Genomic DNA, 23,472 nt, shown 5'->3' with positions numbered 1-23,472 from the left:
GCCGACCTGACGCGCTCCGCTTCAGGCGGCGCCGTGGCCCCGGCCGTGTCCGTGCTTCGTCGCGTTGGCGTTGACGAGGTGCAGTTCGTTGCCGTGGCGCTGCAACACGGGCTTGTACCCGGCGGGCAGGCCGGCGACGCGGACCCGGCTGAAACTCGAGCCCTTCGCGATCCGGTCCGCCGTGATCAGGACCAGGTCGTTCGCCACGGCCGTGCCCTTGGCGACGTGCACCCGCAGCGTTCCGCCGAACGACGCCGTGCCCTCGACGCGCAGGGCCGGACGGGGTCCGGAGACACTCAGCGACAGGGCGGCGTGCGAGCGCTGCGTCAGGTTGCCGCCGATTCGGATCACCCTCGTGCTGGCCTCGGCGAGCGTGCCGGAGACAGTGGTCACCGACCCCTTGCCCAGGGCAGCAGCGGAGTCCGCGATCAACGTCCCACCGCGGACGACGGTGCCGCCGGTGTAGCGGTTCGAGCCGGCGAGGGTGAGGGTGCCGGTCCCCCGCTTGGTCAGTGACCCGTTCCCGCCGATGTCGTTGCGCCAGGTGTCGGCGGCGTCGAGTCCCTTCTCGGCGGCGTCCATCGAGACCGTCACCGCGCTGTCGAACGCTCCGTAGCCGGACGCTGCCGAGAAGAGGTCGAGGCGCCCCCACCCTTCCGCGTCGTCCAGCAGGGGGTAGCCCGACGGCAGCGCGGTCGTCCGGAGCACCTCTCGGATCTGGGCGTCGCTGAGGTACGGCAGGCGGGTCCGCAGGAGCGCCTCGGCACCCTTCGGCACCGTGGCCGGGATCGTCTTCGTGCCGGTCCGCGTGAACCCGTACGTCAGGCGCCCGCGGTAGTCCTTCTTGTCCGCTGCGTAGTCCGCATACCGATCGACCGCGCTGGGGCTGGCGGCGGCGAGCACCTTCTCCGCCTGCTGGTGCGCCTGCTGCTCGAGCTGCGTGTTGGCCGGGTCGTCCAGGATGGCCGCTGCCAGCGCAGTCGCCAGGACCCGCCCGCCCATGACGTCGAGCGGTGAGTGCATCCCCGCGACGATCCGACTGTTGCCGATCTCCGAGCCGTTAGCGAGGAGCTCGGTGTACTTCTCCGGGTACGCGTACGCGAACGCCAGGGAGGCCAGGTAGCCGGCGTTGGTGTGTCCACTGGGGAACCCGCCGTCGGTGGCGGGCGTCGGGGACTTCTCGGGGACGAGCTGCGGCAGCACCTTGACGTCCTGGCTCTGCCGGTACGGCCGCGCGTACTGGTAGTACTTCTTCGCGTTGCTGGCAGAGGAGTAGTCGCCCCGCAGCGTGTTCACCAGCTGGACGACGTCGCCGAGTTCCGAATCGGTGTCCGCCCACGCTCCCTTCGCGTTGCCCTGGTCGACGTACTGCTTCGTCGTGGCGTCCGCCGGGATCTCGTCGGGGATCGTGGTGCCGGCGTTCGTCGCGGTCCGCACCGCGTCGGACAGGTCACCGAAACCCGCGATGGCCGAGTAGCTCTGGTTCCGTCGGTCGATCAGGTACGCCTCGTGCCCCTGCGCATCCGTGCGGGTCTGCGTGGTCCGCGCTGCCTGCGCGATGTTCGAGTCCAGGATCCGCTGCGCTGCAGCGCTGGTGGCGACCCCGTTGTCCCACGACGACCCCGGGCGCCACAGGGTGCCGAACTGCGACAGCACCCCGGTCGCGGCGTTCGTCTCCGGCGTCGTGGCGGCAGGGGTGTTCGTCTTGTAGGTGTCCACGAAGTACCCGTAGGCCCCTGGACGCGGCGCGGTCCCCGATGTCGCCGCGGACGCTCCCGCCGGAGCGATCAAGGACACGGCGCACGCCACCGCCAGGACCCCCAGCACCGTGCGGGCCCGACGTCTGGGAACAGCGATCTGGAACCGGCGCATGGCGTTCTCTCCACTCGGGGCGTGGTCACACGACTCGGTGACACAGAGCAGCAGCGTGGCGCAGGCCCGTGAACCGGAAGTGGCACCTGCGTGAACCGCTGCCGTACTCGCTGCTGTTGCTCACCACGGACGCCTCCGGGTACGGCGACGATGGGTTCGCACTCGTGACCCCTCGACGCGTTGTACTCATGACGCTGGGGCTGCTGGTCATCATCATCGGCTTCGTGTTGATGGCCCACTCGGCCGGCAGGTTCGACCGTCTGGCGGCGATTCTCGTCATCTTCGTCGGGTTTGCTCTGCTCCTGTTCACAACAGCGCGACCGGGTCAGGCGGCGCTCGCGCGCTCCTGGAGCAGGTACGAGAGGAAGTAGCCGCGCACCCGTCACTCCTGCCGGACCGTTGAACTGTCCGTTACCGGGCGTGGAGGTCGAGGTAGTCGAGGGCCTGGCGCACCGTCTCTTCAAGCGGGCGGGTGCTGTCGATGACGAGTCGGTCGTCCGTGCGGGGCTCGTACTCGTCGGCGGCGCGCTGCACCTCGTCCCACGTCGGCAAGGTGAACCCAGGCAGGTCATTCGCACGCTGCTCCACCCGGCGACGGTGCTCGTTGACGTCCGCACACACGACCTCGATCACGCGCAGCGGAACCCCAGCGGCTTCCGCTGTCGACGCCCAACCAGCGCGAGCGGGTTCCACACCACTCACCGCGTCGGCGATGACCACCTGTCCTCGCCGCAGATTCGGTACCGCGATGGCATGCATGACCGAGTAGGCGGCGATCCCGGACTGCTCGGGCGGAATCTGGTACTTCCACATCGCACCCTCGATCGCATCAACGCGAAGCGTCAGTGAAGGTGTCAGCTCCGCGATCGCAGCAGACAGCGTCGACTTCCCTGCACCGGGAAGACCACAAACCTGAACCAGCATCGGCAACTCCTTCGTTCGCCGTAGCTCCTTGTCTATCGGCCCTGGACGCGCAGCACCAGCGAGGTGGATACCTTCGTCGACTTCCGATGACGTGTCCGAATGCCGCGCCGTGAAGCCCTCGGACGGGCGAGATCTGCACCGTCGCAGCGGCTGACGCAGGTCACGACGCGCGGGGCACGTTCGCGCGCACGTCGTCGGCCTGCGCCTCGTCGAGTACCCAGATTCCGGTGTGCTCCGGGTAACGCTCCCGCAGGTAGGCCCGCACGGCCCGCCCCGGACGAGACTCGTTCGTGTAGCCGAGCTCGGCTGCCAGCTCGCGCGGTGTGTACGTCGTCATCGGTTGCTCTCTCTCAGTCACGCCCGAGCAGCCGCCGAAGCCAGCCGGAGCGCGTAGTGGTCTCGCTACTCGCCTGGGGTGGTGACTCCCCCGCCGCCGGCACGGGCCGAGTCATGGGCGCCGGCGCGCCGATCGTGATGGTCAGCTCGCGCTCCGCAGGGTCCGGCATCGGCGTCATCGGCCAGTCCGACGGCTCGTAGTTGTCCGGAACGACGTACCCGCCGCAGTCGACGACCTCGCCGGCGGCGTTCACCGTGACGTGCTGCACGTACAGCGTCCCGTCGTCGAAGTCGTAGGGGCTGGGCCCGTCCGGTGCATACGCTGTCTGCTCGCGAAGCCCCTTCGACCAGGAGAGCCGGCCGACGGTGCCTTCGTCCGACGACGCCCACCAGTGGGTCCCTCGCCACTCGACGTGGAGCTCGTCGCCGACGCGGACTGATCCGATGTGCTCGGTGACCGTCGAGTGGTACAGGCTCGACAGCATCGGCGTTCCTCGGCCGGCGTACACACCTGCCATGAGCCCCGCGACACCGAAGCGACGATCGCCGTTCTTGTGCCTCGAGCCGAGCTGCGGATGACCATCCGCGGCCGCCGGCGGTTCTGCCGTCTGCGCCATCGCCCCTCCTCGTGCTCGCTGCTCAGGCTACGAGCCGATCAGGCCGAGAGCCACTGCGATGACCAGCCCGCCACCGACGAGCACCGCCGTGGCGCTCCCGATGATCACGGCGAGTCGTTGGTCCCTGTGCATCCCCATGCGTCGAGCCTAGGAGCCGCGGGCACTCGACCGACCACCGCCGGAGCGATCGACGTCGTCGATATCCGCAGACAGACGCAGCATCAGGTCACTTCAAAGGGTGGGACTCAAACCAACGGATAGTGCCACCTATCGCAAGTTCCGGAGCCCACGACCGCAACCGAGTCGGGTGTCACCTTCGTCGAGGAAGACGACGGCCACCGAGTAACGGCCCGGAAGTTGCGGTTGCTCACACCTTCCCGGGACAGAGCGAAAGAGCCCCAGATGCCGGTAGTCACGGGCATCTGGGGCTCTTTGCGTTGGCGGTACCGGTGGGATTTGAACCCACGGTGGAGTTGCCCCCACACATGTTTTCGAGACATGATCCTTCGGCCGCTCGGACACGGTACCGGGAAAGAGTTTACACGATCCGGGAGGCCCGTGATGACACCCCGGGCCGGGTCGCCCTCCACAAGCGGTCACCTGCAGGGCTCTCCCCACACCCACAGGTCCCCCTCGTCTCCGGCAAGACCGGCGGGCGTACCGTCCACGGCATGAGATCCCGCACGCTCATCGCACTCCTCACCTCCGTCGTCGGCAGCCTCGGCGTCGTCGGTGCCGCAGCCGTCGGTGCCCGCGCCGGCGTGAAGGGCCAACGGGCAGCGGCGCAACGGGTCGTCGACATGCTCCCGATCCACGCCGACTGGTGGCGGGAACGACAGCAGCACGAGGGGCAGCTGCTCTACGTGGCGATCGGTGACTCGGCAGCGCAGGGCGTCGGTGCGACGGCACCCGGCCGTGGCTACGTGGGGCTGCTCGCACGGCGCATCCGGCACCGTTCCCACATGTCGGTGCGGGTGGTGAACCTCAGCGTCTCCGGCTCGACCACGTGGGGCGCGAAGCGTGACCAGCTGCCGAAGCTCCGGCACTACGCGCCCGACGTCTGCACGGTGTCGATCGGGGCGAACGACATCGCCGACTTCGATCCGGACAAGTTCGAGCGGAACATCCGCGCGATCTACGGCGCGGTCCCCTCGCACGCCGTGGTGGCCGAGTTGCCGTGCATGTTCGTGCCGGACCGGGAGCGCAAGGTGGCGGTGGCAAACGAGATCGTGCACCGGGTGGCCGACGAGTTCGGGCTGACGGTGGCGCCGCTGCACACCATCACGAAGCGCGTCGGTGTCCGCCGCACCTTCTTCAACAGCTACGGCGACCTGTTCCACCCGAACGACCGCGGCTACGAGGTCTGGGCGAGCGCCTTCGAGCCGGCGGTCGACGCGCGGGTCGACACGGTGGCGGCGATCCGGCACTACCTGTCCGTGCGCGAGGCCGAGAACCTCGGTCGCGAAGCCGGGGCGGTCGCGAACGCCCGCGCCGAGCAGGACACCGACGGTGCCGAGGCACTCGACCACGCCTCGCGCCAGGGCCCGGGGCCGGTCGAGCGCCTGCGCCACCGGATGACCGGGTCGATCGCGGTGCCCGATGAACGAGACCAGTCGGACGAACCAAGCGGATCAGACGAGCCGGACGACCGCGCCGGTGATGTCGGCCGTACGGCCTAGCCTCGACGACATGGCGCGCCCGCAGTCCCTCTACCGTTGCACCGAGTGCGGCTGGACCAGCATCAAGTGGGTCGGCCGGTGCGGTGAGTGCCAGACCTGGGGCACTGTCGAAGACAGCTCGGCGGCGTCCGCGAGCACCCGCGGCACGTCGGCGGTCGCCGTCACCGGCGCCCGGGCCGCGCGACCGATCACCGAAGCCCGAGGCACCTCCGTGCAGCGCTGGCAGACCGGCATCGGCGAGTTCGACCGCGTCCTCGGCGGCGGCGTAGTGCCGGGTGCGGCGGTCCTGCTCAGCGGTGAGCCCGGAGTCGGCAAGTCGACCCTGCTGCTCGAGGTCGCCTCCCGAGCCGCAGCCTCGGGCAAGCGCGTCCTCTACGTCAGCGCCGAAGAGTCCGTCGACCAGGTCCGACTCCGCGCCGAACGCACCGGGGCGATGCACGACGACCTGTACCTGGCGAGCGAGGTCGACCTCGGCGTCATCATCGGCCAGATCGACCAGGTCCAGCCCGACCTGCTCATCGCCGACTCCGTGCAGACCATCTCGTCGAGCTCGATCGACGGCATCGCGGGTGGCACGTCCCAGGTGCGCGAGGTCGCCTCGACCCTGATCCGGATCGCGAAGGACCGCGCCCTGCCCGTCCTCATCGTCGGCCACGTCACGAAGGACGGCACGATCGCAGGCCCGCGGCTCCTGGAGCACCTGGTCGACGTCGTCTGCCACTTCGAGGGCGACCGGCAGACCGCGCTGCGCTTCGTCCGGGCGCTCAAGAACCGCTTCGGGCCCACCGACGAGGTCGGGTGCTTCGACATGGGTGGCGACGGCATCCACGAGGTCCCCGACCCGAGCGGCCTCTTCATGTCGAAGAACGCCACCCCGGTGTCCGGCACCTGCGTCACCGTCGCACTCGAGGGGCGTCGCGCGCTGCCGGTCGAGGTGCAGGCCCTCATCGTCCCGAGCTCGGCGCCGCAGCCACGCCGGGTCGTGAACGGTGTCGATGCCTCCCGTGTCGCGATGCTGCTCGCGGTGCTCGAACGCCGCGCCGGCCTCAAGCTCTCCGACGCCGACGTCTACGTGTCCACGGTGGGCGGCATGAAGCTCACGGAGCCCGGCGCCGACCTGGCGATCGCACTGGCCCTCGCGAGCGCCGCACGAGACCGTCCGTACCCGCACACGCTCGCGGCCGTCGGCGAGATCAGCCTCGCCGGCGAGATCCGTCCGGCCACGGGCACGAAGCAGCGCGTGAACGAGGCCACCCGCCTCGGGTTCACGACCGTGCTCGGCTCGGACTCCGGGCACCTGCGCGAAGCCCTGCGTGTGGCGTTCTCGATGACGCAGTCCCCGCGCGAACGCGAGCTCGACCGCGCGTTCTGAGCGGCTACGCGCGCAAAGCGGCCAGCAGGTCCGCCGGCGCGGCCTGCATGGTGTGCGGACCGGCGATGTCGAAGAACACGCCCTCGAGCATGTCGAGGTGGGCGGCCAGGAACTCCTCGAGCCGCGGCCCGTCGTAGACCATGACCTGCCGGATCTTCTCGTCCGGCACCATCGCCGTGTAGGCGTCCGCCGACGAGAACAGCAGCAGGATGCGCTTGTCCGACCCCTCACGGCCGAACACCCGCACCTGCATGTCCTTCTTGCCGGTGACGAGTCGGGGGACGATCACGATGTCGTGGCGGAGCGCGAACGCCACCGCAGCGACGTCCTGCTTCGCGAGGGCTTCCTCGAGCTGTTCGCTCCGGAAGCGCTGTTCCTTGTCTGCCATCAGCTCAATTCCACCAGATTTTCGTCGTTCCGTGACGCACGGGTAGCCAGTCGGCCCAGAGCACGCTAGCCTGATGGAACCGCTTCGGCGGCGCTCAACGTCCGGGCGAGGTGGTTTGCCCCTCAACCCGGGCCCCAGGGTCACTGGCCGACAGGCCTGGCCCCGAACCCGTCCCGCCGGCACCTGCCCGCGTGGCGCATTACCCCCGTCGACGTACGTCGGGGTCTCCGTCGGTGCATCTGCACCTTGGCGGAAGCAAGAAAGCTAAGGAAACGCCATCATGGCATCTACCGGTACCGTCAAGTGGTTCAACAACGAAAAGGGCTTCGGCTTCATCGCCCCGGACGACGGCAGCGCTGACGTCTTCGCGCACTTCTCTGCGATTGCTGGCAACGGCTACAAGTCGCTCGAGGAGAACCAGAAGGTGGAGTTCGACATCACCGAGGGCCGCAAGGGCCCGCAGGCGGAGAACATCACCGTCCTCGGCTGATCACATCAGCTTGAACAGGCCCCGTCGTCTTCGGACGACGGGGCCTGTTGCTGTTCCCCAGCACCTCTGCTCGGCACAGCCCAGCCGGAACGGATCGGAACCGCGCACCGCGCACCGCGCACCCGCCGCCTACTGCAGGATGAACTGCACCGAGGTCTTCGACTCGAGGTTCCCGACGGCGACCTGCAGGTGGTAGCTCGCGCCTCCCGCGGTGACCGCCGGCCGTGACGAGTCACACGTCGACGTGGACGAGCGGGTGCGGTCCCAGGCGATCGCCGGGGTCGTGAGCGTCTGACCGGACTTGATCGTGACGTCCTGGTTCGTGCCGCCGGTCTGGCAGTCCTTCGACGACCAGTACTGCTCCTGGCCGGAGCTGATCGTCAGCACCTGCTGCGCCGATCCGAGGTCCAGGTGGCAGGAGTTCGTGCCGGAGTTCTTGATCGACATCGCGATCTTCGGGTCCTCGGTGGGGCCGTAGGCCGACTTGTCGAGCACCGGGGTCAGGACGATCTGGTCCTTCGTGCAGGTCGACCCGTCGGCAGCAGCGGGCTTCGACGCAGAAGCCGAGGCAGATGCCGACGGCTTCGGCGCAGCAGACCGCGAGGACCCGGAACCGGCCGCAGACCCGTCCGACGATGCGCCGGCAGCAGACCCGGCACCAGCAGAGGCCGACGCACTCGGCGCCGCCGAGGTGGCCCCGCTCCCCCGCCCGACGACGATGAGCACCACGACCAGGACGACGACCAGCAGCGCCCCGAGCACGAGCGCCCGGCGGCGCCAGTAGACGACCGGCTTCTCGGGCCCGACGGGGTGACGCAACGACGACATGCGCACAGGGTAGACAACGGCGCGGGCCGTACCCGGCCACCCCGCCGGGCGGCACGAGAAAGCGTCAGAGGTTCTTCAGCATGCGGGTGTTGCCGAGGGTGTTCGGCTTGACCCGGGCGAGGTCGAGGAACTCCGCGACCCCTTCGTCCGACGAGCGGACCAGTTCGGCGTAGACGTCCGGTGACACGACGCTCTCGCCGATCTCCAGGTACCCGTGCTTCGCGAAGAAGTCGACCTCGAAGGTCAGGCAGAAGATCCGGGCGACGCCGAGTTCGCGGGCGTCGTGCTCGAGCGCTTCGAGCATCCGGTGCCCGACGCGCTTGTGGATCCACTGCTCGTCGAGGGCGAGCGTGCGCACCTCGGCGATGTCGTCCCAGAACACCGCGAGCGCGCCGCACCCGATCGGGGTGCCGTCGGGCCCTTCAGCGATCCGGAACTGCTGGATCGAGCCGTACAGGGCGACGTTCTCCTTGCCGAGCAGGATGCGCCGGTCGACGTAGGGGGCGATGAGCCGCTGGATGTGCGGGACGTCCGAGGCGAGCGCCGGACGCACGAGGATCCCGTGGTCGTCACGCTCGTGGAAAGCGTGCTTGCCGTGCTCTGTCATCCGCCTCACACTACCGGGGTCGCAGGGGGACAGCGCTGCTGAGTGCCGCCCAGGTCGATCGGCCTACCGTCCGGTGCATGCCTCAGATCATCGAAACCGTCGACGTCAACGTCCCCGTCCGCCAGGCCTACGACCAGTGGACCCGTTTCGAGGAGTTCCCGCACTTCCTCGACGAGGTCGAGAAGATCGTCCAGGTGGACGACAAGACCACCGACTGGACCGTGAAGATCGCCGGCCAGGAGCGCGAGTTCCGAGCCCTCATCACGGAGCAGCACCCCGACGAGCGTGTCGCCTGGACCGTGAAGGACGGCGAGACCGACCACGCCGGTGTCGTCACCTTCCACAAGCTCTCCGACGCCGAGACCCGTGTCACCGTGCAGATCGACTGGGAGCCCTCCGGCATCCTCGAAAAGCTCGGCTCCGCCGTGGGCGTCGGTGGCCACGCCGTCAAGAAGGACCTGCAGAACTACAAGGAGCGCGTCGAGAACGCACCGACCCAGCCGGGCTGGCGCGGCGACGTGCAGGCGTAGTCCACACGACGGACGGGAGGCGCGGTGCCAGCTGGCACCGCGCCTCCCGTTCGTTCGTCCCCCGTTCGGCATCCCCCCATCGAAATGCCGACCTGACGAGCGAGCGCGAGCCTGGCAGAGTGGTGACACCGGCCGACGCGCTGGATCAGTTTTATCATGTCTGAGACAGATGTGAGAGTGGGGACACGTGATCGAGTACAACGACGACGACGCACACCGTCGGGAACTGTCGCGCAAACTGCAGCTCCTGATGGACGTCGTCGAGGCCAACTCGGGCCAGCGACCCCCGTACAAGGAGATCGCCGCCGAGATCGAGGCGCAGGGCGCGTCGATGAGCCGACCGCGCTGGGGCTACATGCTCGGCGGCAACGGGCCGGCCGTCCGCGACCAGCGACTCCTGGCGGCCCTGGCGACCTACTTCGGCGTCCCGGCGGAGTACCTGACCGACGCGGCCGGCAACACGGACGTGCCGGAGCGGGTGCAGGCGCAGCTGGAGCTCGTGCTCGAACTCCGCAAGCGCGAAGTCGTCGCGTTCGCCACCCGGCGTCTGGGCGAGTTCGCCTCGGCGGACGAGATCCGCGACTTCACCGACCACCTGCGTCGCCTGGACGAATCGGGCGGCACCCCGTGAGCGGGTACCGCGACCGCTTCGACGCCCTGCGTCGGCAGACCGAGGCCCGTCGCCGCGTGCAGCGCCTCGGGCTCCCCCGTCGGCTGTCCCTGCCGGAGCTGACCGCCCGTGCCGAGGCGGCGCTCGGCAAGCCGATCCTCGTGCGCACCACGGAGCTGCCGGGCGACCTGTCCGCGCGGCTCATCCAGCGCACCGACCACGCCCTGCTCGAGACCCGCCCCGGGCTGTCCGAGCGCTCCCGGGTGGCCTGCGTGCTGCACGAGCTCGCCCACGTGTTCATGGACGACACCGGCTGCGACCACCAGGCGTACACGGGGCTGCTCAGCGGCCGGACGGCGTTCACCCGCTCGCTGGACACCCCGCACGAACAGGCCGTCGAGCTCGTCGCCGACCAGCTCGCGCTGCGGATCGGGCTGCTCGACCCCGAGGGCCAGCCCGGGATCTTCCGGTGACGCGGTGACGCTGCACGTCTGGGGGTCGATCCCGGTCTGGCTGATCCTGGCGGTGCTGGTCGCCCGGCTGCTCCTGGTGCGCACCCAGTCGGCCAGCGTCACCTGGCTGATGGTCTGCTGCAGCTGCGTCGCCGTCGGGCTCACGATCAACCAGCCCGACGTCACGACGTTCCTCGCCGGCGTGACGCACGTGCCGAACATCGCCGACCTGATCGGCCGCTGCCTGATGGTGTGCGGCATGTTCGCCCTCGCGCAGTCGGTCGAGGCCGCAGCACGCTCCGCCAAGCTCCTGCGCGCCAGCCGCATCATCGGCTGCGTGCTCGTGCTCGTCGCCCTGGTCGTGCTGTTCAGCCTCATCGACGCGCCGACCCCCACGGCGCAGTTCATGGTGGCCTACGGCGACCAGCTGCCGACCGCGCTCTACTCGGCGGTCGAGATGACCTACATCGCCATCGTGATCGCCCGGTCGGCCGTCGCCGTGCTGCGCGGGTTCCGGAGCGGCGACGGGCTCGGCCGCCTGTACTGGCTCTTCGTCGTCGGCGCCGCCGGCCTCGTGCTGCTCGCCGGCATCGCGATCGCCCTCGACGCCGTGCACGTCGCCGGCGCCGACGGTGCGGTCGGGGTCCTGTCGACGCTCTACACCCCGGTGTTCCTCGGCTCGATGGTCCTGCTCGCCATCGGCGCGGCCGGCGGCGTCCTGCCCGACGCCGCACGGGAGTTCCGCGACTGGCGGGCCGCCCGACGCCGGTTCCGCGTGCTCGAACCGGAGCTCCGGCGGCTCGAGACGGCATCGGGCAACACCGGGCTCTACTTCACGATCGTGTGGCAGCGTCGCCAGTGGCGGAGTCGGCAGCACCGACTGTCCGTCGAGATCGAAGACCGCGCGCGCGAGGCCGGGCAGGACGTCCCGGCCGCTGCGACGCTCACCACGGCACGACTCAGGGAGATCACATGACCGGCGCACGCATCACGGCACTCGGCACCGCGGCAGGGGCGGTCGGCACGCTCGGACTCGGCGCCTTCGTCGCACGACGGTTGCTGTTCCCGACGCCGTACACGGCGACCGCGACGGTCCGCAGCGCCACGGACACCGAGGTCGAGCTGACCGCCACCCGCGACACCCGCCTGCCGGGCACCTACGACCTGCAGCGCGACGACACCCGGGTGCAGGTCGGCGCGATCACCACCGCGAGCACGGCGACCCGAGCCAGCAGGGACGGCGACACCGTCCGCCGCAGCGTCACCGTCCCCGTGGCGACCGGTGCGTGGGGCTGGGACGCCCTGCGGTACGACGGACCGGACGACGTGCCCGGTACCGAGCCCGAGGCCGCCACGACCCACGTGGTCCACGTGCACGGCCAGTCCCTGGGCCCGCGCCAGGTCCTGCGCGGTGTCGGCGTCTGGCGTGCGCTCGGCGCCTCGTCCGAGGTCCTCGACACCACCGACCTGCCGCTCCGCTCCCTCGACGCCGGGGCAGCGGACCGCATCGTCGCCGCCGTCCGCGCCGCCCGGGCCCGTGGTGCTCAGCGCGTCGTGCTGCAGGGCTGGTCCGCCGGCGCGCTCGCCTGCTCCGTCGCCGCCGCACGCGTCGACGTCGACGGACTCGTGGCCGTGTCACCCCTGCTCGACGTCGCCTCGGCACTCCGCGGGGCTGTCCGCGGCGCGCACCTGCCCGCGTTCGTCGGCACCGTCGCCGCCCGCATCGCGACCACGAACGTGCTGTCGCGGCTCGCCGGGGCCCCGACTCCCGTCACGACGACCACGTGGCAGGACTCGTCGACGCCGACGCTGCTGATCCACTCCGAGGCCGACGCCCTGGTCGCGGCCGACGACGTCGCCGCGCGGCAGGGCGCCACCACGGTCACGTTCCGCACGGCACCGCACACGCTCGAGTGGAACGAGGACCCGGAGCGTTGGGAGCGCGCCGTCCGCGACTTCGCCGCACAGCTGCCTGCCGCCGTCTGACACGGCGGACGTCCGCCCGCACGGCCGGCCGGCACCAGCCTGGACGTGCAACGGCCCCGGTCTGCAAACAGACCGGGGCCGGCTGCGTCTCGATCCGTTGGGGGGAACCGATCGAGCGCGACGCGCGAGGAGTTGGGGGGAACGTCTCGCGCGTTGTCATCACAGTACCCCCGGACGGGGGTCCGTGGCTGCAAGGACGCGCAGATCGGCGATGCGGGATCTGAACGCGACCCGAGAACGGACAGGAGGCCCGGTGCCAGCTGGCACCGAGCCTCCTGTCCGTGGGGTGTCAGGTCCTAGGACTCGATCTCGCCCTGGGGCGTGTCGGTCGCGGCCTCGACCGCGGCTGCACCGGCGAGGACCTCTTCGCGGCCCGGCTGACGCCCGGTCTCGAAGTGGAACGCACCGTCGACGAAGTCGACCTTCACGTGGTCGCCGGCGTTGAGCTCACCCTGCAGGATGTGCTCGGACAGCTGGTCCTCGACCTCGTGCTGCATTGCGCGACGCAGGGGCCGAGCACCGAGGGACGGGTCGAACCCGACCTTGATGAGCTGCTCCTTGGCCGGCAGCGTGAGCTCGACGGTCATGTCGCGGTCGAGCAGGCGGTCGGCCAGACGCTTCACGAACAGGTCCACGATCTGCAGCAGCTCGGGCTGCGACAGCTGCGGGAACACGATCGTGTCATCGACGCGGTTCAGGAACTCGGGCTTGAAGTGCTTCTTGAGCTCCTCGTTGACCTTGCCGCGCATGCGGTCGTAGCCGACGGCCGAGTCACCCTCGACCTGGAAGCCCACCGGGCCACCGGCGATGCCCTGCGAACCGAGGTTCGTGGTCATGATGATGACGGTGTTCTTGAAGTCGACCACGCGGCCCTGACCGTCGGTGAGACGGCCTTCCTCGAGCACCTGCAGCAGCGAGTTGAAGATGTCCGGGTGGGCCTTCTCGATCTCGTCGAACAGGACCACGGAGAACGGCTTGCGGCGCACCTTCTCGGTGAGCTGGCCGCCCTCCTCGAACCCGACGAACCCGGGAGGGGCGCCGAACAGGCGGGACACCGTGTGCTTCTCACCGAACTCCGACATGTCGAGGGAGATCAGCGCACCCTCGTCGTCGAACAGGAACTCGGCGAGGGCCTTGGCGAGCTCGGTCTTCCCGACGCCCGTGGGGCCGGCGAAGATGAACGAGCCGGAGGGACGGTTCGGGTCCTTCAGGCCGGCACGGGTACGGCGGATGGTCTTGGACAGGGCCGAGATGGCCTCTTCCTGACCGATGACGCGCTCGTGCAGTGCCTTCTCCATGAAGACGAGACGCGAGGTCTCCTCTTCGGTGAGCTTGAACACCGGGATGCCCGTGGCCTGGGCCAGGACCTCGGCGATGATGCCCTCGTCGACGGTGCCGGACGCGGCGACGTCACCCGCACGCCACTGCTTCTCGAGGCGGAGACGCTCGCCGAGGAGCTTCTTCTCCTCGTCGCGCAGGCTCGCGGCCTTCTCGAAGTCCTGCTCCTCGATGGCGGCTTCCTTCGACCCGCGGACCGTCGAGATCTTCTCGTCGAACTCGCGGAGCTCCGGCGGTGCCGACAGGATCGACAGACGCAGGCGAGCGCCGGCCTCGTCGATCAGGTCGATGGCCTTGTCCGGCAGGAAGCGGTCCTGCACGTAGCGGTCCGCCAGGTTCGCCGCGGCGACGATCGCGCCGTCGGTGATGGACACCTTGTGGAACGCCTCGTACTTGTCGCGCAGACCCTTGAGGATGTTGATCGCGTGGGGCAGCGACGGCTCGTTGACCTGCACCGGCTGGAAGCGACGCTCGAGTGCGGCGTCCTTCTCGAAGTGCTTGCGGTACTCGTCGAGCGTGGTGGCACCGATGGTCTGGAGCTCACCGCGGGCGAGGAGCGGCTTGAGGATGGAGGCTGCGTCGATCGCGCCCTCGGCTGCACCGGCACCCACGAGCGTGTGGATCTCGTCGATGAAGACGATGATGTCGCCGCGGGTGCGGATCTCCTTCGTGACCTTCTTCAGGCGCTCCTCGAAGTCACCGCGGTAGCGGGACCCGGCGATGAGCGATCCGAGGTCGAGCGAGTAGAGCTGCTTGTCCTTCAGCGTCTCGGGCACGTCGCCCTTGACGATCGCCTGGGCGAGGCCCTCGACGACGGCGGTCTTGCCGACGCCGGGCTCACCGATCAGGACGGGGTTGTTCTTGGAGCGGCGGGAGAGGATCTGCATGACCCGCTCCATCTCCTTCTCGCGCCCGATGACGGGGTCGAGCTTGCCGTCGCGCGCGGCCTGGGTGAGGTTCCGACCGAACTGGTCGAGGACCTGCGAACCCTGCTGCGCGTTCTGCTGCTGCTCGCCGCCGACGGCGACCGCTTCCTTGCCCTGGTAGCCGGACAGGAGCTGGATGACCTGCTGGCGCACCCGGTTCAGGTCGGCGCCGAGCTTCACGAGGACCTGGGCTGCGACACCCTCGCCCTCGCGGATCAGGCCGAGCAGGATGTGCTCCGTGCCGATGTAGTTGTGGCCGAGCTGCAGCGCCTCGCGCAGGGACAGCTCGAGCACCTTCTTGGCGCGCGGCGTGAACGGGATGTGCCCGGTCGGCTGCTGCTGGCCCTGCCCGATGATGTCCTGGACCTGCTCGCGCACGGCGTCGAGCGAGATGCCCAGCGACTCCAGCGCCTTGGCGGCGACGCCCTCGCCCTCGTGGATGAGGCCGAGGAGGATGTGCTCGGTGCCGATGTAGTTGTGGTTGAGCATCTTCGCTTCTTCTTGAGCGAGGACGACAACACGACGGGCCCGGTCGGTGAATCTCTCGAACATGTGCTCTCCCTTGGCCCCTGATGAGCGGAGCCGACGCTGTGCCGGTCTCGTGTGAGTCCGGCCAAGTACTTCGAGAGTAACCAGCGCTCCCCCCGGGGGCTGCCCCTGTTCGCCGTGGGCGTGACCAGGGTGCGTCTTGTGCGCAGTGAGCGAACGACGAGACGGACTGGAGGCCCGTGGCGGGGTCGCCACGGGCCTCCAGTCCGCTTGTGGGTCGCGCTGGGTCAGGCGCGCCGCACCGCGCGACGCAGGTCGCGTCGGAAGCGGCGCGCGTCGACGCCCAGGGCGTCGAGGACGTCGTGCGCCGATCCGGCGAGCGGATCGTCGACCGAGTCGAGCACGGCGAGGACGACGTGCGGCGGTCGGATGCGCTCCGAACGGCCGGCGATCGTCGCGGCGCGGGCGAGCACGCGCATCGCGGCGGGCGTGCACGCGACCCGATCGTGTTCGCCCGGGCAGGTGGTGTGGGCGCCGACGAAGGCGCGGATGCCGGAGCGGACGGTGTCCGGGGTGATCCGGTGGGCGTCGAGGACGGGGCGGAAGCGGGGCATGCCGGCGCAGAGCGTGACGGCGGCCAGCAGCAGGTGTTCGGCGTCGACGAAGCCGAAGCCGGACTCGTGGGATTCGAGGTCGGCGAGCAGCACGATCTCGCGGCCGTGCCGGACGGAAGGGAGGGCGACGGAGAGCTGAGCGGTCTGCATGTATTCAGAATATCGCATGCCTCTGCGAAGGGACAGCCCGCATCGGAGGTCCGCTCGGTACGATCCGGTCATGGAGCAGCCCGTCGTCGGCCTCGTCGTCCACCCGACCAAGAACGTGCAGGAGTCCGTGACGACCCTGCAGCGCTGGAACGCGTCCGGCCAGGGCGAGCTGCTCGCCCGGCGTGCGGACGCCCAGCGCATCGGTGGCGGGGTCGACGTGGTGGACGACGACGACTTCACCGACCGCGTCGACCTGGTCGTGGCCCTCGGCGGCGACGGCACCATGCTCGGCGCGATGCGGCTCGTGGCGAAGCGCCCGGTGCCCGTCCTCGGCGTGAACTACGGCAACGTCGGGTTCCTGGTCGAGATCGAGCCGCCCGAGCTCGAGAGCGCCCTCGAACGGCTGTCCGCCGGCGAGTACCAGCTCGAACCGCACCACGCGCTCGAGGCCCGGTTGTCCTGGGGTGGTGCCCGCACCGACTACCTGGCGTTCAACGACCTGACCATCGTGCGACGGCCGGGCTCCGGGCAGGTGTCGGCCGACCTCAGCGTCGGGGGCCTCGGGTACGGGTACTACCGGGCCGACGCCATCGTGGCAGCGACCCCGGCCGGCTCCACCGCGTACAACTACGCCGCCGGTGGGCCGGTGCTCTCCCCCGCGCTGTCCGGCTCCGTGGTGACGCCGGTCGCGCCGATGGCCGGGATCGACCGCTCGGTGGTGCTCGCCGCACGGGAGCGCTACCGGTTCGACATCGCCGAGGGCACCAGGAGCGCGGCGCTCGAGGTCGACGGGCTCGTGGTCGGCGAGGTGGCCACCGGGGCGCAGATCGACATGCGGCTCCGGAAGGACGCCGGCAGCGTGGTGCGCCTCGACGCCGAGCGGCACGGGCGCACCGGACGCGTGAAGCTCAGCCTGCTCGACCTGCCGGTGCGTCCCGACCAGCTGGTCGAGCTCATCCCGAGCGACCTGCGGCAGAAGCTCCGGCGCGAGATCGACGACTGACGCCGCGCAGGGGCTGGCCCTGGCTCCGGCGCTGGGCCGGCCCTGGCCCCAGCCCCGGCCCGGGAACGTGAATGGCCCGCTCGAGCAGTGCTCGAGCGGGCCGTCCCATCACCCCACCGGATCGTCTTCCCACAGAACGACCCGGTTTCCCCGCGCCGGCACGGGTGAACGTGCCGGCCGAAGTCCACTGACCTAGTCGGTCAGGTACAGCTGCATGTCCTGCGAGACCGCCTTGGCGAACAGGCGCAGCTTGGCGCGCGACTCCACCCGGCTGACGGCCTGGCGGGTCGTGTGCACGATCTTCGAGATCTCGTCGAGGGTCATCGGCTTGTCGTCGTCCAGGCCGTAGCGCATGCGGATGACGTTCGCCTCGTCGCTGGGCAGCTCGGCGACGATGGAGCGGATGTCGCGGTGCAGCAGCGTCGTCTCGGTGAGCTCGTTCGGGCTCGCGGCGTCCTCGTCCTCGATGAAGTCACCGAGTTCGCTGTCGTCGGAGTCACCGACTACGGTGTGGATCGACACCGGCTCGTGCGAGCGGCCCTTGAGGTCGACGAGTTCCTCGACACTCATGCTCAGCTCGGCGGCGACCTCGTCCGGCATCGGCGCACGGCCGAGGTCGACGGTCAGGTCACGCTCGGTGCGCGAGATCTTGTTGATGAGCTCGACGGTGTGCACCGGGATGCGGATCGTGCGTGCCTTGTCGGCGAGACCACGCGAGATGGCCTGGCGGATCCACCAGGTGGCGTAGGTCGAGAACTTGTAGCCCTGCGTGAAGTCGAACTTCTCGACCGCACGGACCAGGCCGAGGTTGCCCTCCTGGATGACGTCCATGAAGGGCAGGCCGCGCTGCGAGTACCGCTTGGCGATGCTCACGACGAGGCGGAGGTTCGAGGTGATCATGCGCTCCTTGGCGCGCTCACCGTCGCGGACGAGCCAGCGGAGTTCACGCTGCAGGGTCTTCGCGAGACCCTTCTCGGTGGCGAGCTTCTCTTCGGCGAAGAGCCCGACCTCGATGCGGCGTGCGATCTGCGCTTCTTCCTCGGCGGTGAGGAGCGAGAGACGGCCGATGTGACGGAGGTAGTCGCCGACCTGGTCGACCGAGGCGCCGCGGACACCGGCGAGCTGCTCGTCGGCCTCGACCTCGGTGTCGAGGGAGGTGGTGGCGGACTCGGCGGTCGCGGTCTTCGATGCCGATGCCTTCTTGGTGGCGGTGCGGCGGGTGGTGCTGGGTGCAGCCGTTGCGATCGTCATGGTGTTTCTCCCTGCGTTCGACGGTGATGGCTTCGTGGGGCGTTGCCGGGGGGTGCTGATGAGTAAAGCGGCCCGGAGGTGTACCCCACAAATCGTTCGGAGCGATTCTCAGGGTTCTCCGTGCTTCATCATCGAAAGCGTCCCCCGCGGGGTACAGCCCACCGCCAGTCTGGTCCCCCAATCGGCCCTGGATCAAGCGGATAACGCCGTGTTTCCGGCGTTGCAGGCGTGTTTCACCAGCGTTTCCGATCGTGTACCCCAGGCGACTGCGTACTCCGGACATGCAAAAGGGGTACGTCCGACCGGATCAGTGCGATCTGGTCGTCGTACCCCGAATACCGAATGGGTGGGGGTCACCAGGAGGGTTCGAGCCACCCGTCCCGGCGCTTGGAGACCTCGAGGTCTGCGTCTCGGTCGAACTCGTCGTACTCGCTCTCGATGTCACCGACGAGGCTGCGGCCCGTGAAGGGATGTGCGGTGGTTGCCATGCGGACGATGCTCACCCCGGCACGCGTCGGCGAGGTGAACGGTGCGTGACGGTCCGTCGGCGCTCAGACGTCGAGGTCGTCGACGTCACCCTCGTCGTCGAGGGGTCCGTCGTCGCTGCCGACGGGCGAGACGGACGCTCCGGACACCGGGTGCCCGAAGGCGTCCTCCACGTCGAGGTCGTCGAGGTCATCGACGCCGGCGGCGGACTCCGGGATGGTGGGCATGCGCGACAGGATCACACCGCGCGGTGAACACGGGGTGAAGTGGATCGTGCGCGGGCGGCTACTCGGCCGACGTCGGAGCCGGCGCGGGGCGACCGTGCTCACGCTCGAAGCGGGCGCGCTCCTCGGCCTCGACCTTGGCGTACGCGGCACGCTCGGTCCGGTCGGCACGCATGATCGCGCGCATCACGAACCAGAAGATCAGGCCGACGACGATGGTCGGCGTCAGGGCGAAGACGATCCCGCTTACGACTCCTTCAGGCACCCGAGCATCGTACCCCGGCGGACCGGGAGCTACTTGACCAGCGGGAACAGGATCGTCTCGCGGATGCCCAGGCCCGTGATGGCCATGAGCAGGCGGTCGATCCCCATGCCCATGCCGCCCGACGGGGGCATCGCGTGCTCCAGTGCCCGCAGGAAGTCCTCGTCGACGCGCATCGCCTCGAGGTCACCGCCGGCCGCGAGCTTCGCCTGCTCGACGAACCGCTCCCGCTGCACGACCGGGTCGACGAGCTCCGAGTACGCCGTGCCGAGCTCGAAGCCGCGGACGTACAGGTCCCACTTCTCGACGACGCCCGGACGGGTGCGGTGCTGCCGGGTGAGCGGCGAGGTGTCGACCGGGAAGTTCATCACGAAGGTCGGGCGGTCGAGCGAGTCGATGACGAAGTGCTCCCAGAGCTCCTCGACGTACTTGCCGTGCGTGGCGTGGGCGACCTCGACGCCCTCGGCCTCGGCGAGCGCCTGCAGCTCGGACAGCGGGGTCTCCGGGCTGATCTCGCGCCCCGCGGCCTCGGACAGCGAGCCGTACATGTCGATCCGGGGCCACTCGCCACCCAGGTCGTAGGTGCTGCCGTCGGGCAGGGTGACCTCGAGCGCACCACCGGTGACCGCGCGGGTCGCGTTCTGCACGAGCTCCTGCGTCAGGTCGGCCATCTGCTCGTAGCTGCCGTACGCCTGGTACGCCTCGACCATCGCGAACTCGGGCGAGTGCGACGAGTCGGCGCCCTCGTTCCGGAAGTTGCGGTTGATCTCGAACACCCGGTCGATGCCACCGACGACGGCGCGCTTCAGGAACAGCTCGGGTGCGATGCGCAGGAACAGCTCGGTGTCGAAGGCGTTCGAGTGCGTCACGAACGGTCGGGCCGAGGCGCCGCCGTGCTGGGTCTGCAGCATCGGGGTCTCGACCTCGAGGTACTCGTGCGCGGTGAAGGTCTGACGGAGCGAGGCCATCACGGCAGCGCGGGCACGCACGGTGGCGCGGGCCTCGTCGCGGACGATGAGGTCGAGGTAGCGCTGGCGAACCCGCGTCTCCTCGTTGAGCTCGTTGTGCAGGTTCGGCAGCGGCAGGATCGCCTTCGCCGCGATCGCCCAGTCGTCGACCATGATCGACAGCTCGCCGCGGCGCGAGGAGATCACGCGGCCGTGCACGAACACGTGGTCGCCGAGGTCGACGAACTCCTTCCAGCGGGCGAGGGACTCGTCCCCCACCTCGGCCAGGGAGACCATCGCCTGGATGCGCGAGCCGTCGCCCGACTGCAGGGACGCGAAGCAGAGCTTGCCGGTGTTGCGCGAGAACACCACACGACCCGCGATGCCCACGACGTCCTGGGTCTCCTCGCCGGTCTCCAGGTGCGCGTACTGCTCGCGCACGGCCGGGATCGTCGTGGTGATGGGGAGCTCGGCGGGGTACGCCTCGATGCCCGCCTCCAGCAGCTTCGCCCGCTTGTCGAGCCGGACCTGTCGCTGCTCGCTGGTCTCCTGCTCGGCCAGTGCGGCGGCGTCGGCGATCGCGGTGTCGGGGGTGACGGTCTCGTCGGTCATGCGGGTGCGGCTCCGATGGTCGTGGGGGTCGGGGGAAATGCTACCCGCGCCGCGGTCCCGCCCCCGAACCGCTAGAGCGCCGACTGCCCGTCGGCGGCGGTCAACGCGTTGTCGACGGCGGAGCGGACGAGCGCACCGAGGACACGACCCGGATGTTCGACGCCGATGCCGGACAGGGTGCCCGCCGACTGGTCCACGATCGCGGTCGAGAAGCTCACGGCGGCCCGCACCGCGTCGGCGTAGGCGGGCCGGTCGCCCTCGGCCACGACGAACGGTTCGGCGCCCATCTCGACCACGAGCGCCTGCGCGATCGGCAGCACGGGCGCCGGGGCGGTCACCGCGCAGTACGCGTCGCGCAGCCGGGACAGGTCGACGCTCGTGCCCGTGAAGGCCATCGCGGGGTGGATCGCCAACGGGATGGCACCGGCCGCCATCGCCGGGGCGAGGATGCCGACGCCGTGGTCGGGGCTGGTGTGCACGACGAGCTGCCCCGGCTGCCAGATCCCGGCGTCCGCCAGCCCCTGCACGAGCGAGGCGAGCTGGTCGTCCGGCACCGCGAGCAGCACGAGTTCGCTCCGCTCCACCAGGTCCGGCGTCGCGAGCACCGGGGCGCCGGGCAGCATCGCCTCGGCGCGGTCACGGCCCTCGTCGGACACGGCGGTCACCCCGACGACAGCGTGCTCCGCGTTCGCCAGGGCTGCTCCGAGGACGGGTCCGACCCGTCCGGCGCCGACGATGCCGACCCCGAGACGCCCGGCCCTCATCGTGCGGCTCCGGTCGGTGGGACGTCGTCCCAGCCGGCGGGGACGGCGCCGGACCGGCGGTCCGCCGTCGGTCCGGCAGGGGCTCCGGACCCGGGCACGGTGTCGGCCGCAGCGTGTGTGGCGGCCGCGGGACGGGCCTCCCGTTCGCGCCAGCGGTGGGTCGTGTCGACCGCGGCCGCCTCGACGGCACGCTGCGTCGTCTCCGACCACAGGCGCTGCGCGTCCCGCGCGTCGAGCGCGCCGACGCGGGCCGAGACCGGCCCGGCCACGGTGTGGACGTGGACGGCTGCGAGCCGCAGGGCACGCTCGAGCGGACCCTGCTCGACCTTGACGCTCTGCACCCGGGGCAGCGGCACGATGACGAGCGAGCGCCACACGGCACCGAGCCGCAGCAGCACCGCGCCCTGCACGAACCGGTAGCCGTTGCGGCGGAACGCGAACGGACGGAGCCAGGCGCCACGGCGTGGGGAGTGCACGAAGCCGCCACGGTCGCCCGAGGTGGTGAGGCTGTCGTCGACGACGTCCACGGCTTCGGCCGCGCCCTCGCGCAGGGCTTCCTGCGACGCCTCGGGGCCGGCGACGACGGTGCCGACGAGCCCGGGCAGGATGATGTCGAGGACCTCGCGGACGTCCGCCGTCGTGCCCACGGGCAGCACGATCGAGGACACCTGCTGGTTGCTCGACGCCCCGTTGCCGGCGCTCGTCGCACGGTTGATGCGGATGTCCCACCAGCCGAACGGACGCCACAGCAGCGGCTGCGCGACGCTGACGGCGTGGATGCGCCCCGGCGGCAGCGTCTCGTTCGACGTCGAGACCAGCCCGAAGCCGATCCGGATGCCGTCGCGGGTCTCGGCGATCGTGTACTGCAGCGAACGGGAGAACTTGCGGACGTAGTAGCCGCCGGCACCGAGCACGGCGGGGAACAGCCCGAACAGCACCGCGAACTCGCCGGTGAGGGCGACGCTGACGATCATGCCGGCGATGACGAGCAGCAGGAACAGCGTCGTGCCGGACAGCAGCATCGACGCGATGAGGCGACCCGGGCGCACCTTGACGATGCGGGTCGCGTGCACGGCTGCCGGATCGAGCTCGGGCGAGAACATCTCGTCGACGCGGTCCTGCAGTGCCCCGTGCGACTGCCGCGACGGGCCACCGTGGCCGTCGTCGTCCTTCGCGCCGGACGCCAACACCAGGATCCGCTGCCGCAGGTCGTCGGCGGCGCGGGCCCCGAGGTAGGCGAGCTGCACGTTGGCGTCGTTGCCGGCCTGCGCGATCTCGAGCTTGGCGGTGCCGAACACCCGGGGCACGAGCGGCCGCTGGATGTTGATGCCCTGGATCCGGTCGAGCCGGGCCTTGCGGTGGTTCCGGAACAGCACGCCCGAGCGCACCTCGACGATCTCACCGGTGACGCGGAACTCGTGCATGCGCCAGGACAGGTAGAACAGGCCGATCAGCACCAGGAGCAGCACCACGATGCCGAGCAGGACCCAGCCGACGACGCCGTGCTCGTACACGTACCGGACGGGGTCACCGTCCTCCTGCTGCTCGCCCGGGATGAAGAACTCGACGAGCTGGTCCCGCAGGCTGTTCAGCACGTAGCCGAGGATGACGATGAGGAAGATCCCGCCCTTGAGCAGCGGGGTCAGCGGGTGCAGGCGGTGCCACTCACCGTCGGTCAGGGGTGCCGCGGCGGCCGCGTTGCCCCGGGTGGGCGG

At 70.0% G+C, this 23,472-nt stretch carries 26 protein-coding genes and 1 tRNA gene; 10 read left to right on the top strand and 17 right to left on the bottom strand.

Annotated elements, in window-relative coordinates; all coding sequences use genetic code 11:
- Positions 1–21: 21 nt before the first annotated feature.
- Positions 22–1,719 carry a phosphatase PAP2 family protein gene (locus DEJ06_RS13805; protein ID WP_111039685.1) on the bottom strand — a complete coding sequence of 566 codons (1,698 nt, stop codon included), beginning with the start codon at positions 1,717–1,719 and terminating at the stop codon, positions 22–24.
- Positions 1,720–1,940: 221 nt separating this feature from the next.
- Here DEJ06_RS13805 and DEJ06_RS13800 point away from each other — a divergent pair, with 221 nt between their 5' ends.
- On the top strand, positions 1,941–2,243 hold the full coding sequence (locus DEJ06_RS13800; RefSeq protein ID WP_111039684.1) for a hypothetical protein: 303 nt from the start codon (positions 1,941–1,943) through the stop codon (positions 2,241–2,243).
- 40 nt (positions 2,244–2,283) lie between these two features.
- On the opposite strand, the gene DEJ06_RS13795 is transcribed toward DEJ06_RS13800, so the two are convergent.
- From DEJ06_RS13795 to DEJ06_RS13785, 4 genes are all read right to left on the bottom strand, one after another.
- Positions 2,284–2,796 carry an ATP-binding protein gene (locus tag DEJ06_RS13795; RefSeq protein ID WP_111039683.1) on the bottom strand — a complete coding sequence of 171 codons (513 nt, stop codon included), beginning with the start codon at positions 2,794–2,796 and terminating at the stop codon, positions 2,284–2,286.
- A gap of 160 nt (positions 2,797–2,956) precedes the next feature.
- Positions 2,957–3,133: a hypothetical protein gene (locus tag DEJ06_RS18360; RefSeq protein WP_181436818.1), complete on the bottom strand. Its 177-nt coding sequence runs from the start codon at positions 3,131–3,133 to the stop codon at positions 2,957–2,959.
- 13 nt (positions 3,134–3,146) lie between these two features.
- A complete protein-coding gene (locus DEJ06_RS13790) occupies positions 3,147–3,617 on the bottom strand; it encodes a hypothetical protein (RefSeq protein ID WP_111039682.1) in 471 nt (156 codons plus the stop codon).
- A 570-nt stretch (positions 3,618–4,187) separates the two neighbouring features.
- Positions 4,188–4,277 (bottom strand) — tRNA-Ser (locus DEJ06_RS13785).
- 143 nt (positions 4,278–4,420) lie between these two features.
- On the opposite strand from DEJ06_RS13785, the gene DEJ06_RS13780 reads away from it, so the two are divergent.
- Together DEJ06_RS13780 and radA are read left to right on the top strand one after the other, a co-directional pair.
- Positions 4,421–5,428, top strand: a complete 1,008-nt coding sequence (locus DEJ06_RS13780) for an SGNH/GDSL hydrolase family protein (RefSeq protein WP_111039681.1) — start codon at positions 4,421–4,423, stop codon at positions 5,426–5,428.
- A 10-nt stretch (positions 5,429–5,438) separates the two neighbouring features.
- The gene (radA, locus tag DEJ06_RS13775; RefSeq protein WP_027467076.1) at positions 5,439–6,800 is read left to right on the top strand and encodes a DNA repair protein RadA; all 1,362 of its coding nucleotides are present in this window, start codon (positions 5,439–5,441) and stop codon (positions 6,798–6,800) included.
- Between the two features lie 4 nt (positions 6,801–6,804).
- On the opposite strand, the gene DEJ06_RS13770 is transcribed toward radA, so the two are convergent.
- Positions 6,805–7,188 carry an SseB family protein gene (locus DEJ06_RS13770; protein WP_017887661.1) on the bottom strand — a complete coding sequence of 128 codons (384 nt, stop codon included), beginning with the start codon at positions 7,186–7,188 and terminating at the stop codon, positions 6,805–6,807.
- Between the two features lie 280 nt (positions 7,189–7,468).
- Here DEJ06_RS13770 and DEJ06_RS13765 point away from each other — a divergent pair, with 280 nt between their 5' ends.
- Positions 7,469–7,678, top strand: a complete 210-nt coding sequence (locus tag DEJ06_RS13765; RefSeq protein ID WP_017887662.1) for a cold-shock protein — start codon at positions 7,469–7,471, stop codon at positions 7,676–7,678.
- Positions 7,679–7,807: 129 nt separating this feature from the next.
- On the opposite strand, the gene DEJ06_RS13760 is transcribed toward DEJ06_RS13765, so the two are convergent.
- Both DEJ06_RS13760 and DEJ06_RS13755 read right to left on the bottom strand, forming a co-directional pair.
- The gene (locus DEJ06_RS13760) at positions 7,808–8,506 is read right to left on the bottom strand and encodes a hypothetical protein (RefSeq protein WP_111039680.1); all 699 of its coding nucleotides are present in this window, start codon (positions 8,504–8,506) and stop codon (positions 7,808–7,810) included.
- Between the two features lie 64 nt (positions 8,507–8,570).
- The gene (locus DEJ06_RS13755) at positions 8,571–9,113 is read right to left on the bottom strand and encodes an amino-acid N-acetyltransferase (RefSeq protein WP_071245253.1); all 543 of its coding nucleotides are present in this window, start codon (positions 9,111–9,113) and stop codon (positions 8,571–8,573) included.
- Positions 9,114–9,190: 77 nt separating this feature from the next.
- Between DEJ06_RS13755 and DEJ06_RS13750 the strand changes: the two genes are divergently transcribed.
- The 5 genes from DEJ06_RS13750 to DEJ06_RS13730 all read left to right on the top strand — a co-directional run bounded on the left by DEJ06_RS13750 (position 9,191) and on the right by DEJ06_RS13730 (position 12,691).
- The gene (locus DEJ06_RS13750) at positions 9,191–9,643 is read left to right on the top strand and encodes an SRPBCC family protein (protein ID WP_027467072.1); all 453 of its coding nucleotides are present in this window, start codon (positions 9,191–9,193) and stop codon (positions 9,641–9,643) included.
- A 187-nt stretch (positions 9,644–9,830) separates the two neighbouring features.
- Positions 9,831–10,274, top strand: a complete 444-nt coding sequence (locus DEJ06_RS13745; RefSeq protein WP_035809351.1) for a hypothetical protein — start codon at positions 9,831–9,833, stop codon at positions 10,272–10,274.
- Positions 10,271–10,726: a hypothetical protein gene (locus DEJ06_RS13740; protein ID WP_071404519.1), complete on the top strand. Its 456-nt coding sequence runs from the start codon at positions 10,271–10,273 to the stop codon at positions 10,724–10,726. Before DEJ06_RS13745 ends, DEJ06_RS13740 begins: the two co-directional genes overlap by 4 nt.
- Positions 10,727–10,730: 4 nt before the next feature.
- Complete coding sequence (locus tag DEJ06_RS13735) at positions 10,731–11,681, top strand: hypothetical protein (RefSeq protein WP_111024019.1); 951 nt, start codon at positions 10,731–10,733, stop codon at positions 11,679–11,681.
- Entirely contained in the window at positions 11,678–12,691 is a 1,014-nt protein-coding gene (locus DEJ06_RS13730; RefSeq protein WP_111039679.1) for a hypothetical protein, read from the top strand. The genes DEJ06_RS13735 and DEJ06_RS13730 overlap by 4 nt, the downstream gene beginning before the upstream one ends.
- 296 nt (positions 12,692–12,987) lie before the next feature.
- On the opposite strand, the gene DEJ06_RS13725 is transcribed toward DEJ06_RS13730, so the two are convergent.
- Positions 12,988–15,507 (bottom strand): ATP-dependent Clp protease ATP-binding subunit, encoded by a 2,520-nt coding sequence (locus tag DEJ06_RS13725; RefSeq protein ID WP_027467068.1) that lies wholly within the window; start codon positions 15,505–15,507, stop codon positions 12,988–12,990.
- A gap of 224 nt (positions 15,508–15,731) precedes the next feature.
- Positions 15,732–16,208, bottom strand: coding sequence for a Clp protease N-terminal domain-containing protein (locus DEJ06_RS13720; protein WP_181422596.1), 477 nt, complete (start codon positions 16,206–16,208; stop codon positions 15,732–15,734).
- Between the two features lie 70 nt (positions 16,209–16,278).
- On the opposite strand from DEJ06_RS13720, the gene DEJ06_RS13715 reads away from it, so the two are divergent.
- Entirely contained in the window at positions 16,279–17,211 is a 933-nt protein-coding gene (locus tag DEJ06_RS13715) for an NAD(+)/NADH kinase (protein ID WP_071404515.1), read from the top strand.
- 192 nt (positions 17,212–17,403) lie between these two features.
- Here the strand turns inward: DEJ06_RS13715 and DEJ06_RS13710 are convergent, their stop codons facing one another.
- The 7 genes from DEJ06_RS13710 to DEJ06_RS13690 all read right to left on the bottom strand — a co-directional run.
- Positions 17,404–18,462 (bottom strand): sigma-70 family RNA polymerase sigma factor, encoded by a 1,059-nt coding sequence (locus DEJ06_RS13710; RefSeq protein WP_111028721.1) that lies wholly within the window; start codon positions 18,460–18,462, stop codon positions 17,404–17,406.
- Positions 18,463–18,815: 353 nt separating this feature from the next.
- Positions 18,816–18,950: a hypothetical protein gene (locus tag DEJ06_RS18640; RefSeq protein WP_258320880.1), complete on the bottom strand. Its 135-nt coding sequence runs from the start codon at positions 18,948–18,950 to the stop codon at positions 18,816–18,818.
- A 63-nt stretch (positions 18,951–19,013) separates the two neighbouring features.
- A complete protein-coding gene (locus DEJ06_RS18355; RefSeq protein ID WP_181436817.1) occupies positions 19,014–19,175 on the bottom strand; it encodes a hypothetical protein in 162 nt (53 codons plus the stop codon).
- Positions 19,176–19,233: 58 nt separating this feature from the next.
- On the bottom strand, positions 19,234–19,437 hold the full coding sequence (locus tag DEJ06_RS13705) for a hypothetical protein (protein ID WP_071245264.1): 204 nt from the start codon (positions 19,435–19,437) through the stop codon (positions 19,234–19,236).
- A 29-nt stretch (positions 19,438–19,466) separates the two neighbouring features.
- A complete protein-coding gene (gene lysS, locus DEJ06_RS13700; RefSeq protein ID WP_111039677.1) occupies positions 19,467–20,993 on the bottom strand; it encodes a lysine--tRNA ligase in 1,527 nt (508 codons plus the stop codon).
- A gap of 71 nt (positions 20,994–21,064) precedes the next feature.
- Positions 21,065–21,757: a Rossmann-like and DUF2520 domain-containing protein gene (locus DEJ06_RS13695; protein ID WP_181436816.1), complete on the bottom strand. Its 693-nt coding sequence runs from the start codon at positions 21,755–21,757 to the stop codon at positions 21,065–21,067.
- Positions 21,754–23,472, bottom strand: a 1,719-nt coding sequence (locus DEJ06_RS13690; RefSeq protein ID WP_111039676.1) for a PH domain-containing protein, incomplete at its 5' end; no start/stop codon positions are given. The genes DEJ06_RS13695 and DEJ06_RS13690, both read right to left, overlap by 4 nt.

It is taken from the genome of Curtobacterium sp. MCLR17_051, assembly GCF_003234395.1.
Taxonomy (GTDB): domain Bacteria; phylum Actinomycetota; class Actinomycetes; order Actinomycetales; family Microbacteriaceae; genus Curtobacterium; species Curtobacterium flaccumfaciens.
This window is presented reverse-complemented; position numbering and strand designations above follow the sequence as displayed.

Coding starts and splice junctions, on each gene's coding strand:
- DEJ06_RS13790 (WP_111039682.1), bottom strand. CDS start 3,617: ATGCTGTCGAGCCTGTACCACTCGACGGTCACCGAGCACATCGGATCA.
- DEJ06_RS13770 (WP_017887661.1), bottom strand. CDS start 7,188: ATGGCAGACAAGGAACAGCGCTTCCGGAGCGAACAGCTCGAGGAAGCC.
- DEJ06_RS13750 (WP_027467072.1), top strand. CDS start 9,191: ATGCCTCAGATCATCGAAACCGTCGACGTCAACGTCCCCGTCCGCCAG.
- DEJ06_RS13795 (WP_111039683.1), bottom strand. CDS start 2,796: ATGCTGGTTCAGGTTTGTGGTCTTCCCGGTGCAGGGAAGTCGACGCTG.
- DEJ06_RS13715 (WP_071404515.1), top strand. CDS start 16,279: ATGGAGCAGCCCGTCGTCGGCCTCGTCGTCCACCCGACCAAGAACGTG.
- lysS (WP_111039677.1), bottom strand. CDS start 20,993: ATGACCGACGAGACCGTCACCCCCGACACCGCGATCGCCGACGCCGCC.
- DEJ06_RS13765 (WP_017887662.1), top strand. CDS start 7,469: ATGGCATCTACCGGTACCGTCAAGTGGTTCAACAACGAAAAGGGCTTC.
- DEJ06_RS13760 (WP_111039680.1), bottom strand. CDS start 8,506: ATGTCGTCGTTGCGTCACCCCGTCGGGCCCGAGAAGCCGGTCGTCTAC.
- DEJ06_RS13720 (WP_181422596.1), bottom strand. CDS start 16,208: ATGCAGACCGCTCAGCTCTCCGTCGCCCTCCCTTCCGTCCGGCACGGC.
- DEJ06_RS18355 (WP_181436817.1), bottom strand. CDS start 19,175: ATGCCCACCATCCCGGAGTCCGCCGCCGGCGTCGATGACCTCGACGAC.
- DEJ06_RS18360 (WP_181436818.1), bottom strand. CDS start 3,133: ATGACGACGTACACACCGCGCGAGCTGGCAGCCGAGCTCGGCTACACG.
- DEJ06_RS13695 (WP_181436816.1), bottom strand. CDS start 21,757: ATGAGGGCCGGGCGTCTCGGGGTCGGCATCGTCGGCGCCGGACGGGTC.
- DEJ06_RS13725 (WP_027467068.1), bottom strand. CDS start 15,507: ATGTTCGAGAGATTCACCGACCGGGCCCGTCGTGTTGTCGTCCTCGCT.
- DEJ06_RS13755 (WP_071245253.1), bottom strand. CDS start 9,113: ATGACAGAGCACGGCAAGCACGCTTTCCACGAGCGTGACGACCACGGG.
- DEJ06_RS13780 (WP_111039681.1), top strand. CDS start 4,421: ATGAGATCCCGCACGCTCATCGCACTCCTCACCTCCGTCGTCGGCAGC.
- DEJ06_RS13710 (WP_111028721.1), bottom strand. CDS start 18,462: ATGACGATCGCAACGGCTGCACCCAGCACCACCCGCCGCACCGCCACC.
- radA (WP_027467076.1), top strand. CDS start 5,439: ATGGCGCGCCCGCAGTCCCTCTACCGTTGCACCGAGTGCGGCTGGACC.
- DEJ06_RS18640 (WP_258320880.1), bottom strand. CDS start 18,950: ATGGCAACCACCGCACATCCCTTCACGGGCCGCAGCCTCGTCGGTGAC.
- DEJ06_RS13730 (WP_111039679.1), top strand. CDS start 11,678: ATGACCGGCGCACGCATCACGGCACTCGGCACCGCGGCAGGGGCGGTC.